Genomic DNA, 12,501 nt, shown 5'->3' on the forward strand with positions numbered 1-12,501 from the left:
CGGTTACCGTTCCGCCAGGAGTCGCGGGACGGTCACACCGAGTGTGCGTGTGATGATAACCCCACCTCTTGAGCTTTCAAGATTGACGGGTGGGTAACGTGATTCACTCCCCGATGCGGTCCAGCTGACGCAGCCGGTTGGTGGCGTCCAGGGCGGCGACCTTGTACGACTCCGCCAGCGTCGGATAGTTGAACACCGCATCGACGAGATAGTCGACGGTGCCGCCGCAGCCCATCACCGACTGCCCGATGTGGATCAGTTCCGTGGCGCCGGTCCCGAAGCAGTGCACTCCGAGGAGTCTGCGGTCCTCGGGCGAGACCAGCAGCTTCAGCATCCCGTGCGCGTCGCCGATGATCTGCCCGCGGGCCAGCTCCCGGTACCGGGCCACCCCGACCTCGAACGGCACGCTGTCCTCGGTGAGCTGGTCCTCCGTCCGCCCCACGAAGCTGATCTCCGGGATGGTGTAGATCCCGATCGGCTGGAGGTGGTGCATCCGCGCCACCGGCTCCCCGCAGGCGTGGTACGCGGCCGCCCGGCCCTGCTCCATCGAGGTCGCCGCCAGCGCCGGGAAGCCGATCACGTCCCCCACGGCGTAGATGTGCGGCACGCGCGTACGGTAGTGCTCGTCGACCTCGATCCGGCCCCGCGGATCCGCCGCCAACCCGGCCCGGCCCAGATCGAGCTCGTCGGTCAGGCCCTGCCGGCCCGCCGAGTACATCACCGCGTCCGCCGGTATCTTCTTGCCGCTGGCCAGGACCGTCAGGGTGCCCCGCGGATGCCGCTCCACGGCGGCGACGGTCTCCCCGAACCGGAAGGTGACGGCGAGATCGCGCAGATGGTACTTGAGCGACTCGATGACCTCCACGTCGCACATGTCGAGCATCCCGGCGCGCTTCTCCACCACGGTGACCTTGCTGCCGAGCGCGGCGAACATGGAGGCGTACTCCATGCCGATCACCCCCGCACCCACGATCACCATGGACCGCGGCACCCGCTCGACCGTGAGGACGTTGTCCGAGTCGAGGATGGTCCGCCCGTCGAACTCCACGCTCTCCGGCCGCGCCGGCCGGGTCCCGGTGGCGATGACGATGTGCTCGGCGCTGATCGTCCGCTCCCGGCCGCCGCCCGCCTCGCGCAGGGCGACGGTGTGGTCGTCGACGAACCGCCCGGTGCCGGAGAACAGGGAGACGTGGTTGCGGGACAACTGGCTGCGGACGATATCGGTCTCACGGCTCACCACATGCTGGGTGCGCGCGGTGAGATCGGCGACGGTGATGTCCTCCTTCAGCCGGTAGCTCTGGCCGTACAGATCGCGCTGGGTGAGACCGGTGAGGTACAGCACCGCCTCGCGCAGGGTCTTGGAGGGGATGGTGCCGGTGTGGAGGGAGACCCCGCCGACCATGTCGGGGCGGTCTACGACGGCGACGCGGCGGCCCAGTTTGGCCGCGGCGATGGCGGCCTTCTGGCCGCCGGGACCTGAACCGAGGACGAGCATGTCGAAGTCGGGCACCCTCCGCAGTGTGACAGCGAGGGGTGCCGCGGCGAAAGAGCGGAGAAGGATCTACGGCAGCAGCTTCTCGATCGCGCTCGGGCCCTCCTCGGCGAGCTTGCGCCGGGCCCATTCGAGGGTGCGCGGGGTGAGGTCCCGGCCCGTGGCCAGGACCATGTCCTCCGGGGACACCTCGCTGCCCGTGCGCGTGTGGAGCAGGTCGTCCGGGGTGACGCGGTCCGCGGCGGGCCGGGCGCCGCCCGGCTGTGAGGTCGGCATGGTGTCTGCTCCTCGCGTCCGAAGGAATGTACTAACACCATTCATCCTCCCGGCGCACCCTGCAATCCCGATCATTTCATGCGCATGACGTCCGAGATGCCGGGAAGATCAGGCGGGCGTGTAATGGGCCCATGGCACCCACCACCGCCGGGACCCCACGACGCGGGGGACTGCGCAGACTCGGCGCCTGGTGCGCCCGCCACTTCCTGGTCGTGATCCTCGCCTGGCTGGTGGCCCTGGTCACCCTCCAGTTGGTCGACCGCGCCGTCGGCGGCAGCTACGAGGACAACTTCCAGCTCTCGGACACCCAGTCCGCGAAGGGCCTCGACGTCCTCCAGGAGCACGACCCGCAGGCCGGCGGATACAGCGCCCAGATCGTCCTGCACGACGACCAGCCCCTGAGCGCGCTGAGCTCGCAGATGTCCACCACGGTCGGCGACCTGCAGAAACTGCCCCACGTCCTGTCGGCGCAGAACCCCCTCTCGCAGACCCCGACCAAGGTCGGCCCGGTCTCGAGCGACGGCAAGACCGGCTACATCACCGTCCGCTTCGACAAACAGCCCAACACCCTCGGCGACGACTACCTCCACGGCGTCGACCAGGCCGTGCAGCCGCTGCGGGCCGCCGGCGCCGATGTCGAGTACGGCGGCTCGCTCGGCGAACTGGCCCGGCCCAAGGCCAACGACTACCTCAGCGAGGCGATCGGCTTCGCGGTCGCCGTCGTCGTCCTGCTGATCGGCTTCGGCAGTGTCATCGCGGCCGGACTGCCCCTCGTCACCGCCCTCATCGGTGTCGTCGGCGGACTCGCCGTCCTCGGCCTGTTCGCCGCCGCGTTCACCTTCGCGACCGTCTCGCCGACCCTCGCCACCATGATCGGTCTCGGCGTCGGCATCGACTACGCCCTGTTCCTGATCACCCGGCACCGGCAGAACCTGATGGACGGCGCCGATCCCGCCGAGGCCGCCGGACACGCCACCGCCACCAGCGGACGCGCCGTCCTGGTCTCCGGTACCACCGTGATCATCGCGCTGATGGGCCTGTACGCGTCCGGGGTGTCCTTCATCGGCAAACTCGGCCTCGCCGCCGCCATCACCGTGATCTCCGCCGTCGCGGGCGCCCTCACCCTCGTACCCGCCCTGCTCGGACTCATCGGCCGCCACATCGACCGCTGGCACGTGCGCAGGCCCGTCGCCGAGACCGACGCCGAACCCGGCGCCACCCCGCACGGCACCTGGCACCGCTACGCCAAACGCGTCGAACGCCGGCCCTGGCGCTACCTCGCCTCCGGTCTCGCCGTCATCGCCATCCTGGCCATCCCCGTGTTCTCCATCCAGCTCGGCCACATCGGCGACGGGGCCGACCCGACCTCCTTCACCGACCGGCGGGCCTACGACCTGATGACCGACGCCTTCGGCCCCGGCTCCAACGGGCCGCTCACCGTCGTCGTCGACCAGACGTCCGTCCCCTCCGACAAACGCGCCGACCTCCAGTCCCAGGCACAGAAGACCCTGAACGCGGTGCCCGACGCGGCGACCGTCACCCCGCTGACGGCCACCCAGGACGGCGACGTCCTGATCGGCACCGTCTACTCCACCCAGGCCCCGCAGGACGCCGTCACCACCGACCTGGTCAACCGGCTCAAGCACACCACCCTGCCCGACGCGGTCTCCGGCTACGACGCCAAGGGCTACGTCACCGGCACCACCGCCGCCCAGGTCGACTTCCGTGACATCGTGGCCAGCCGGCTGCCGCTGATCATCTGCGTGGTCGTCGGCCTCGCCTTCCTGATCATCCTCGCCGTCTTCCGCGGCCTGCTCGTCGCGGTCAAGGCCGCCGTCCTCAACGTGCTGTCCATCACCGCCTCCTACGGCGTGGTCGTCGCCGTCTTCCAGTGGGGCTGGGGCGGGCCCGCGCTGGGCGTCCACGGCGACGTGCCCATCGAGAGCTATGTGCCGATGATGATGTTCGCGATCATCTTCGGCCTCAGCATGGACTACGAGATCTTCCTGCTCTCCCGCGTCCACGAGGCCTGGCTGCGCACCGGCGACGCCAAGGACTCCGTCGCCCACGCCCTGGAGATCACCGCCCGGGTCATCACCTGCGCCGCCCTGATCATGGTGAGCGTGTTCGCGGCGTTCATCATCAGCGACAACATCGTCGTCAAGATGCTGGGCCTCGGCCTCGCCGTCAGCGTGCTGATCGACGCCACCGTCGTCCGGCTGCTCATGGTGCCGGCCGTGATGACCCTGCTCGGCGAGAAGGCCTGGTGGACCCCCCGGTGGCTCGACCGGATCCTGCCGCACATCGACGCCGAGGGCGACGCGGAGACCCTCAGCGGCCCCGACGCCGGGGCGCGAGGACGAGCATCGTGACGTCGTCCCGGACCTCGGGGGAGTGCCGTACGACATCGGCCCAGACCCGGACGGCCGTGGTCGCCGGATCGGCCCCCGCCGTGAGGCCGGGGAGCCGTTCCGTCAGCGGATAGAAGGCATCGGCCCCGTCCCTCGCCTCCCACACCCCGTCCGAGGCGAGGAAGAGCCGGTCACCCGCGCACAGCGGCAGCACCCGCCCGCCCGGCCGCGGCGCGTCCGGCAGGTCCAGGCCCAGCGGTGCCCCCGGGGTGACCGCCACCTCCGTCGCCGTGCCGTCGCGCAGCAGCACCGGCGGCGGATGCCCGCACACCACCACCCGCACGGCGTCCGCGCCCGGCGTGAACTCCAGCAGCACCGCCGTCGCGAACAGCTCCGCGTGCGGCACCCGGGCCGAGTCCACCGCCAGCCGCCGGTCCAGCCGGGCCGCCACCGCCTCCAGCGACGGCTGGTCCAGCACCGCCTCCCGGAACGCCCCCATCAGCGACGCCACCGTCGCGATCGCCGCCAGCCCGTGCCCCTGCACATCCCCCAGCACCGCCCGCACCCCGTGCGCGCTGTCCCGTACGTCGAAGAAGTCGCCGCCCACCAGCGTGCCGCGTTCCGCCGCCCGGTACAGGCCTGCGCAGGCCACCTCGCCCACCCGCTCCGGCACCGGCGGCACCACCGCCTCCTGGGCCGCCTCGGCGATCGTGCGCTCGACGTCCAGCTGCACGTCCCGGCGGCTGCGCACGAACGCCACGAACACGCTCAGCAGGGCGACGAAACAGACCGTCAGCAGGTCCGTCTGCCCCGGATCGTCCAGCCGGAAGGCCGGCACGTTCAGCATCACGACCACCACCGCGCCCAGCACCCCGGTCGCCACCGGGCCGTACGACAGGACCGCCAGCGGCGGGATCGCGCCCAGCAGGAAGCCGATGTCCAGCGGGTCCGGGCTCGCCAGCGTGGCCACGCACACCCCCGCGATCAGCGCGATCGGCAGCGCCCGCACCCAGCGCGGCGGCGGCGCGCCCCGCAGCCAGCCCCGCCGCTCCCCGTCCACTCGTGCCACACCACCACGCTCCACCCCGGCACCACCGCCCGCACGCCGGGAAAAACGGGTGGACGCCCCGTCAGACGATCTTCTACGGTGTTCCCGCACGCCCGAAGACCACGGAAGGAGGCGAGCGCCGATGAACCTCTCACACATCCCGCGCTCCCGTTCCGTGACCCCGGCGTGCCGCGTCTGACCCTCGTCCGACGCCCGGGAGCGCCTCACCTCATTCGTATCCCGGAGGAAACACCCGTGACCGATCTGGTCATCCGCGCGCTCGACGAGCGCGACATCCCTCTCTTCGACACCCTGCCCGACCCGCTGGGCAACGCCGAGGCGTACCACGCCGCCACCTACCGCCCGCACTGGAAGCGGGTGGCCCTGCGCGACGGCCGGGTCGTCGCCCGTGCCGCGTGGTGGGGCGGGCCCGACGACAGCGAACCGGTCACCGTCGAGTGGTTCGACTTCGCCGACGGCGAGGAGGAGGCGGGCGCCGAACTCCTGCGCACCGCGCCCTGGCAGGTCGGCCTGGAACTGGTGCTGCCCGGCGGCTGGCGCGAGGACCCGGCCCTGCGGGCGGCCGCCGAGGCCCGGTACGCCGCCGCCCGCGCGGCCGGCCAGAGCCTGCTCGTGGAGCGCTTCGTCTACCGCTGGACGCCGCCGTGCGGACTGCCCGAGCGCCCCGGCCGGCTCGCTTTCGCTCCCGAACCCGACGACGCGGTGTTCTTCGACGCCCTGCGCCGCATCCACTCCGTCACCCTCGACGCCCACGCCCGCAAGGCCGTCGCGGAGGGCGGGCCGGACCAGGCCGCCCAGGAGGAGATGGACTTCTTCCGCTGGTGCCCGTCCCCGCGCGAGTGGTGGCAGGTCGCCCGCACCCCCGAGGGTGACCTCGCCGGGATCCACATCCCGGCCCACAACCCCTCCGGGCCCTGCGTCGGCTTCATCGGCGTCCTGCCCGAGCACCGCGGCCACGGCTACGCCTACGACCTGCTCGCCGAGTGCACCCACTACCTCGTCGAGCGGGGCGCGCAGTTCATCGCCGCGGCCACCGACCAGGGCAACTTCCCCATGGCGGCCCACTTCGCCACGGCGGGCTACCCCGTGGTGAGGGAGCGGGCCAACTTCGCACCGAGCTGATCAGCGCGGCTCGCCGGTGCCCGGGCCCAGCAGCGCCTCGGCATCGGCGAGGATCTCGGTGACCCGCAGCCCGAAGGCGGCGTCGCACGGGTGCGCACGCCCGTCCCGGGCCGCGGCGAGGAGCTCCCCCGCGGCGCGGGTCAGCGCGTCGGCGGCGCTGCCGGCCGGCTCGGGCAGCCGGACGACACCGCTGTCGCCGTACAGTTCGACGGCCGCCCCGGCCGCCGCGGGCGGGGCGGTCAGACTGAGCGTCACGGTGCTGGAGGCGCCGCTGGCGTGCTCCAGGACCAGGTGGACGGTGTCCCGGGGGCCGCGTGCGGCGGCCCTCACCCGGCGGACGTCACCGAGGACCGGCAGCAGCACCGACAGGGCGTGCGGGCCCACGTCCCACAGGGCGCCCTTCGCGCGCCGCCAGGGTGTGGCGAACGGGCTGTCGCCGTCCTCGGCGAACACCGAGCCCAGCCAGCGGGCGTGCCCGGTGAACCAGCCTCCCGCCCGCTGCTGCGCCGCTGTCCAGTCGGCGGTCTCGGTCAGGTACCGGGAGGTGAAGAAGACCACCGAGGCGACCTGGGCCTCCTCCACCGCCGTGACCACGGCCCGGGCCCCGGCCGCGGTGGTGGCGACGGGCTTGTCCAGCAGGAGGTGCCGGCCCGCCCGTGCGGCCCGGACCGCCAGCTCCGCCTGGACGTCCGGCGGAAGCGCCACGGCGACCGCGTCCACGTCCTCCAGGAGCGCGTCGACGTCGTCGTAGGTGCGGGTGCCGTGACGGTCCGCCAGTTCCTTCGCGGCCTCGGGGCGGCGGCCCCACACCCCGGTGAAGTCCAGGTCGTCGTGGGCGGCGAGGACGGGGCCGTACACCATCCGGGCCCACGGGCCGGTACCGAGCAGACCGATGCGCATACGCGGAATCTCCCCTGCTTGTGCGAAGCCGTGCCGAACACGGGCGAGCTTCGCACAACGATCCGGCCCGGGGACACCCCCGGTTCAGCCGCGAGGGCGTGCGGCGAAGCCCGCCAGCAGGGCGTCGGCCCGGTCCGCGCCGTTCTCCAGGGAGATCTCCCGGGCCGACTGGGCGGCGCGGACGGTGGCGAACAGGACGCCGGCGCCCCGGCGGCCGTCCCGTGCGCTCTCCTCGCCCTCCTCCTCGCCCACCTCGCGGCCGTCCTCGCCGTCCTCCTCGAAAAGGCAGCCGTACACGGCCGGGCGGGGCAGGCTGTTGTACGCCCAGGGTGCCGAGAAGTAGTACGCCCCGGTGTCGTGCAGCACGACCAGGTCGCCTTCGGCCAGTTCGGGCAGCGGGTGCGCGTGTGCGACGACGTCCCCGGCGAAGCAGAGCGGTCCGGCGATGTCGTAGGGCGTCAGCGGGCCCTGCTTGGGTGTGCCGTCGGGGCCGTACGCGCTGACCCGCAGCGGCCAGGACGCCGGCATGAACACCGTCCGGGTCGCCACCTGGGCGCCCGCGTGGGTGAGGGCGATCCGGCGGCCGCCCGCCTCCTTGACGTACTCGACGCGCGCGACCGTGACCCCGTTCTTGGCGAGCAGGGAGCGGCCGAACTCGGTCACCACCCCGTAGCGGCCGTCCAGCAGGGCGGGCTCCACGGCGGTGAGCGCCGCCACGTACGCGGCGTAGGTCGGTGTCACGGAGTCGTCGGCGAAGTTCACCGGCAGCCCGCCGCCCAGGTCGAGGCTGGTGACCTGACGGCGGCCGGCGCGCGCGTCGATCTCCTCGGCGAGTCCGTGCAGCGCCGCGAGCCCCTCGGCGATCAGCGGCAGCGGGCAGCCCTGGGAGCCGACGTGCGCGTGCAGCCGCGTCAGCCACGGACGGCGTACGAACGCCTCGACGACCCGCTCACGGGCCCCGGGGTCGCGCAGGGCCACACCGAACTTGGACTGGGCGGTCGCGGTGCTCATCGCCCCGATCGAACCGCCGCCGACCTGCGGATTGACCCGCAGCCCCAGCACGGAGGAGCAGTGTTCGGGGCGCAGGGCGTCGATCCGGTCCAGCTCGCCGAGGTTGTCCGCGTTCAGCGCGACACCGAGAGCGAGCGCCTCGCGGATCTCGCCGCGGGTCTTGGCGGGGGAGTCCAGCACGATCCGCTCCGGCGCGAACCCCGCGTCCAGCGCCAGCCGCAGTTCCCCGGGGCTCGCCACCTCGCAGCCCAGACCGGCGTCGGCGAGCAGCCGCAGCACCGGCACCAGCGGACAGGCCTTGGCGGCGAAGGCGTGCAGCACCTCCGGCACCCCCGCGAACGCCCCCCGCAGCGCGCTGACGCTCTCGCGCACGCCCCCGACGTCGAGCAGACCGGCCACGGGCCGGTCCTCGGCGAGCAGACCGTCGGTGACCGCCTGTCGTACGGCGCGCGCGACCTTGTCGGTGGAGAACGACACGTCCGGGGCTCCTTCGCGGCGGGGGTGCGACACCTCCAGGGTCGCCCCGAAGGGCCGTACGGGTGTCCTCTTCGTCGTTTTCCGTGCGGGCTCGCGGGACGCGCGTGACTCAGCGTGCACCCCGGCGTTACGTACGGCACGAACCGCGTGGCGCGATCGTGCCCCCGGAGGGTGACGTGTGTGCCTCGTGTGCATGGATCGCCCGGGTCCGGGCACACGCAGCGCAACAACCGTAGAGAGGGGCGCTCGTGATCGTTCCGGACCCCAAGGTCGCCAGGACGTTGCTGACCCGGTACGCGACGCTGAGGATCGCTCAGGCGGAGCAGGAGCGGCCGGAGACGGCCCGTGAACTGCATGACGTGACCTACACGCTCTGTGTGCTGATGGGCACGTCCGACGTCCGGGAGGCGGTGGCCGCGGCGGACTCCCTGCTGGACTCCCGGGCCACGACCGACAGGGGGTTGCCGCTCGCCGTCTGAGCGGTGACCGCGGGGCCGGGACCCGGTGGGGTCCCGGCCCCGCGGGTGCGTTCCGGGGTCTTCTCAGGAGGCCGCCGAACCGCAGCGGTCGGCGGACCGGGGGCCCGGGCGCGGCGCCGGACCGGCCAGCCACTCCGCGATGGTGCGCGCGATCGGCTGACCGGTGTCCACCTCCACGAAGCCGAACTGCCCCGACTGGTTGCACTCCAGGAACCACCAGGTGCCGTCCGCGTCCTCCGCGAAGTCGAAGGCGCCGTAGGCCAGTTCAGCCTCGCGCAGATACGTCCGTACGGCGTCCGCCAGCCGGGGCGGTACGTCCGCGGGGCGCCACGGTGTGGTCGAGGGTGCGTAGCGCACGTCCACCACGTCCGGATCGGCGTCCGGGGCCGTGTCCTTGCGGGCGGCGAGGATCCGCTCGCCCACCGCGGTCAGCCGGATGTCCGCCCTTTTGGCGACGCGGCGTTGCAGCAGGGTCGGACCGTAGGCCACGGCCGCGAAGTCGGCGCCGGGCGGTACCCGGGTGGTGGGCACCGCGCGCGGCGGGTCCTGCGGATGCGCCCCGGACACCGGCTTGACCACCAGGTCCGGGTAGCGCTCAGCGAAATCCCGCGCGGCCTGCGGGAAGGTCGTGATGAGGGTCGCGGGCACGGGCAGCCCGCTGCGCTGCGCCAGCCGCAGCTGCCACGGCTTGTGCCGGGCGCGCACGGAGGCGTCCGGGTGGTTCATCCAGCGCACTCCGGTGCCCCGGAGCATGCCGTAGAGGGCCTGCGAGGCCTCTTCCGTGAGCCACGCGGACGGCTGGGCCGCCCGCGCCGCCGCGGCGCCCGGCCGGCGGACCCACACGGACCGCAGTCCCTCCAGGCTCACCAGCCGGCCGGCCGAGGACAGATGGCCCCGGAACGCACCGTGGACGAACTCGCCCGACAGGGCGACGGTGCTGGTCAGATCGGCCGGGTCGAGCCGGACGACCGGGACGCCCGCGGCGTTCAGGTGCACGACCACCATGTCCGCCGTGACGTCCTCTTCGCAGGTCAGGATGAGCACGGTCATGTTGCGCGGCCCGTGCTCAGTCGTCGAAGTGGGTCTTGGAACCCGCGGTGGAGGTGGTGGTCCCCAGTTCTCTGAGCAGGGCGTGGTCACGAGCGGCGACTCTGCCGTCGAGGAGTACGTTCAACTGCAGTCCGGGGTCATAGGCGTACGGAGTTGCGAACTCCAACTCCGCCGCAGGGCGTGCATAGTTGAGCGCGAACGGTTGCATGTTCTCTCCCTCGTCGGTACTGCCTCGATCAAGCGGTGCCGCTGTGCGACGTCACTTGGGCCCGCTGCGTTAGGTGCGACCTTCAGTCACTTATACGAATCGAACGGGTGGTTGGTTTCCTTACTCTCCGTGATCATCGGCGAGTCGGGGTCCCAACAGGGCGCGGAGCAGGGGAGATGTGTCGAACCGGGGGTGAAAACGTCTTCACATACGGTCAGTTGGGGTCCCCGCGGGGTCGGGGAGACGGCGCAGGGAGCGCAGGGCGAGCAGCAGGACACCGATGTCATCGAGGTAGACCGGGTCGGGCAGGAGGTCGGTCGGTAGCACGAAGTACAGGACCGCGCCCCAGAAGATCCAGCGCGGCCCGGTGGGCAGGCCGGCGCGTCTGAGGTCCCGGCGGGTGCGGACCAGCCGCACCAGCACCGCGGCGGCGCAGGCGAGCAGGGTCGCCGCGAGTACCGCGGCGACGACGAGGAGCGTGGTGGTCGTGTCCACGGGCCCTCCCTCCGGGTCCGTCGCGCGGTGTGCCGCCCTTGTTTCGATTTCCCCGATCCCGGTTTCCGAATTCCCGTTTTCCGGCGGGATTACCTCACACGTCGGAGGCTTCCCCGGCCGGGTGGGCGCAGTCGTCGCCCTTGCCGTCCTCGTCGTCCCGGGACGACGCCGGGGCCGGCAGCGCGGCCGACGCCGGAAGCAGGCCCATGGTGCTCTCCTTGAGCCGCTCCAGGGTGCGGCCCCACTGCTGGAACGGCGAGCCGCCCTTCTTCGCCGGCGCCGGACGCTGTGGCTCGACGCCCGCCTCGGCCGCCGCCTCACGGTAGGCGGCCAGCGCCTCGTGGGCCTGCTCGGCGGCCTCCCGGTACAGGTCCCGGGACTCGGTCATCGCCTCCAGGGCCTCCTTGTACATGGCCACCAGCTCGCGCTCCCGGGCGAGTTCCTCCTCCAGGGTGAGCAGCTGCCACGTCTCCCGGAGCAGGGTGAGCGCGGCGTCACCGCCCTCCGGCAGGGGCGTGGGCAGCGCGACGTAGCGGCGTACGGCGTCCAGCACCTCCGTGGGGTGCGAGCCGTCCAGGAAGACGCTGCGCACCGCGAAGGATTCGGCGTCGTAGCCCTCCGGGGCGGGACTGCCGGGCAGGACCAGCGCCCCGCCGCGCGGCACCTCGACGCCGAAGTCCTTCAGCGCCCAGTTCACGGTCCGCAGCTGGTGCGGCGCCGCCCGGTGCTCCACCACCCGGTGGTGCAGGCCCGGGGGCAGCAGGGAGACCAGTGGGCGCCGGCCCCGGTCGTCCGGCGTCATCGCCTCGTGGACGACGACGTCGACGGTCCAGGTGTCGCGCAGGGCGGCTCGCAGGACGCGGCGCAGGTCCTTGTCGTCGGCGGGCAGCGGGTTGGCGTCGAGGAACCGCTGGCCGGCCACGGTCTCCTGGCCCCAGGCGGTGTCCGTCTCCCACGGCCAGAACACCTCGGCGGGCGACGGCCAGCGCAGGTCCCAGGGCCGCTCGGCCTCGGCGACCAGCGTCCACTCCTGGCCCCGGCCCGACCACTCCGACAGTTTCAGCCGGGCCCGCACGGTAATGTTGTCGGGTACCTGCCAGCGGGCCTCGAAGGCCGACTCGCCCTCGGCGGTCTCGCTGTCGGGCAGCTCCCGGAAGTCCTGGAGCCTCTCGCCGTCCTTGAGCGCCCCGAGACGGGTGCGCAGGACCTCCGGTGCCGTGGGACCGGTGTGGCGGCCACGGCCGAGCCAGACCGTGGAGGGGGTGGTGGGCGGGGCGGTCGCGGAGATGTGCATGATCCGTTCGTGAGCGGTCGACGAGGGCGATGAGCCGAGCCCCAGTATCGCGCGCCGCGGGGTGTGCTTGATCACGCGGGGCCGGGGCCCGGCCTGCTGGCATCACGCCTTCCCCGCGCGGCGCGCCGTCACTCCTCGCCCCGCACCCGCGTCCGGGGTGTGCGCCGGGCGCACGGGGTGGCCGCCGTTCACCAGGGCCGCCCCCCGCACACCGGTGGGCACACCGGGCCGCGCCCCCGAGAATCGCTCTCGGCGGCCAGGACTCGCCCGTCATCCG

12 protein-coding genes are annotated in these 12,501 nt (G+C 72.8%); 3 read left to right on the top strand and 9 right to left on the bottom strand.

The genetic code is table 11. From position 1 onward, the window contains the following. Positions 1 to 103 precede the first annotated feature (103 nt). Together sthA and AQJ58_RS27470 are read right to left on the bottom strand one after the other, a co-directional pair. Positions 104 to 1,510 carry a Si-specific NAD(P)(+) transhydrogenase gene (sthA, locus tag AQJ58_RS27465; RefSeq protein WP_067254883.1) on the bottom strand — a complete coding sequence of 469 codons (1,407 nt, stop codon included), beginning with the start codon at positions 1,508 to 1,510 and terminating at the stop codon, positions 104 to 106. 51 nt (positions 1,511 to 1,561) lie between these two features. Further along, entirely contained in the window at positions 1,562 to 1,768 is a 207-nt protein-coding gene (locus tag AQJ58_RS27470; protein WP_067254886.1) for a hypothetical protein, read from the bottom strand. Between the two features lie 131 nt (positions 1,769 to 1,899). Here AQJ58_RS27470 and AQJ58_RS27475 point away from each other — a divergent pair, with 131 nt between their 5' ends. After that, complete coding sequence (locus tag AQJ58_RS27475; protein ID WP_067254889.1) at positions 1,900 to 4,140, top strand: MMPL family transporter; 2,241 nt, start codon at positions 1,900 to 1,902, stop codon at positions 4,138 to 4,140. On the opposite strand, the gene AQJ58_RS27480 is transcribed toward AQJ58_RS27475, so the two are convergent. Next, positions 4,100 to 5,188 carry a PP2C family protein-serine/threonine phosphatase gene (locus tag AQJ58_RS27480; protein ID WP_234360314.1) on the bottom strand — a complete coding sequence of 363 codons (1,089 nt, stop codon included), beginning with the start codon at positions 5,186 to 5,188 and terminating at the stop codon, positions 4,100 to 4,102. The two genes, AQJ58_RS27475 and AQJ58_RS27480, sit on opposite strands and share 41 nt — an antisense overlap. 234 nt (positions 5,189 to 5,422) lie before the next feature. On the opposite strand from AQJ58_RS27480, the gene AQJ58_RS27485 reads away from it, so the two are divergent. Next, a complete protein-coding gene (locus AQJ58_RS27485) occupies positions 5,423 to 6,310 on the top strand; it encodes a GNAT family N-acetyltransferase (RefSeq protein ID WP_067254893.1) in 888 nt (295 codons plus the stop codon). On the opposite strand, the gene AQJ58_RS27490 is transcribed toward AQJ58_RS27485, so the two are convergent. Further along, a complete protein-coding gene (locus AQJ58_RS27490) occupies positions 6,311 to 7,210 on the bottom strand; it encodes a Gfo/Idh/MocA family protein (RefSeq protein ID WP_067254896.1) in 900 nt (299 codons plus the stop codon). Positions 7,211 to 7,294: 84 nt separating this feature from the next. After that, the gene (locus tag AQJ58_RS27495) at positions 7,295 to 8,698 is read right to left on the bottom strand and encodes a type III PLP-dependent enzyme domain-containing protein (RefSeq protein WP_067254897.1); all 1,404 of its coding nucleotides are present in this window, start codon (positions 8,696 to 8,698) and stop codon (positions 7,295 to 7,297) included. Positions 8,699 to 8,946: 248 nt separating this feature from the next. Between AQJ58_RS27495 and AQJ58_RS27500 the strand changes: the two genes are divergently transcribed. Continuing rightward, entirely contained in the window at positions 8,947 to 9,177 is a 231-nt protein-coding gene (locus AQJ58_RS27500) for a DUF5133 domain-containing protein (protein WP_067254900.1), read from the top strand. 63 nt (positions 9,178 to 9,240) lie between these two features. Here the strand turns inward: AQJ58_RS27500 and tgmB are convergent, their stop codons facing one another. From tgmB to AQJ58_RS27520, 4 genes are all read right to left on the bottom strand, one after another. Further along, on the bottom strand, positions 9,241 to 10,227 hold the full coding sequence (gene tgmB, locus AQJ58_RS27505; protein WP_067254903.1) for an ATP-grasp ribosomal peptide maturase: 987 nt from the start codon (positions 10,225 to 10,227) through the stop codon (positions 9,241 to 9,243). A gap of 16 nt (positions 10,228 to 10,243) precedes the next feature. Then, entirely contained in the window at positions 10,244 to 10,435 is a 192-nt protein-coding gene (gene tgmA / locus AQJ58_RS27510) for a putative ATP-grasp-modified RiPP (protein WP_055632657.1), read from the bottom strand. A gap of 204 nt (positions 10,436 to 10,639) precedes the next feature. After that, on the bottom strand, positions 10,640 to 10,930 hold the full coding sequence (locus AQJ58_RS27515) for a DUF1232 domain-containing protein (RefSeq protein WP_067254906.1): 291 nt from the start codon (positions 10,928 to 10,930) through the stop codon (positions 10,640 to 10,642). Between the two features lie 94 nt (positions 10,931 to 11,024). Next, positions 11,025 to 12,224: a hypothetical protein gene (locus AQJ58_RS27520; protein WP_067255176.1), complete on the bottom strand. Its 1,200-nt coding sequence runs from the start codon at positions 12,222 to 12,224 to the stop codon at positions 11,025 to 11,027. Positions 12,225 to 12,501 lie beyond the last annotated feature (277 nt).

Source organism: Streptomyces sp. DSM 15324, from assembly GCF_001514285.1.
In the GTDB taxonomy this organism is placed as follows: domain Bacteria; phylum Actinomycetota; class Actinomycetes; order Streptomycetales; family Streptomycetaceae; genus Streptomyces.

Coding starts and splice junctions, on each gene's coding strand:
- AQJ58_RS27475 (WP_067254889.1), top strand. CDS start 1,900: ATGGCACCCACCACCGCCGGGACCCCACGACGCGGGGGACTGCGCAGA.
- AQJ58_RS27470 (WP_067254886.1), bottom strand. CDS start 1,768: ATGCCGACCTCACAGCCGGGCGGCGCCCGGCCCGCCGCGGACCGCGTC.
- AQJ58_RS27520 (WP_067255176.1), bottom strand. CDS start 12,224: ATGCACATCTCCGCGACCGCCCCGCCCACCACCCCCTCCACGGTCTGG.
- tgmA (WP_055632657.1), bottom strand. CDS start 10,435: ATGCAACCGTTCGCGCTCAACTATGCACGCCCTGCGGCGGAGTTGGAG.
- AQJ58_RS27490 (WP_067254896.1), bottom strand. CDS start 7,210: ATGCGCATCGGTCTGCTCGGTACCGGCCCGTGGGCCCGGATGGTGTAC.
- tgmB (WP_067254903.1), bottom strand. CDS start 10,227: ATGACCGTGCTCATCCTGACCTGCGAAGAGGACGTCACGGCGGACATG.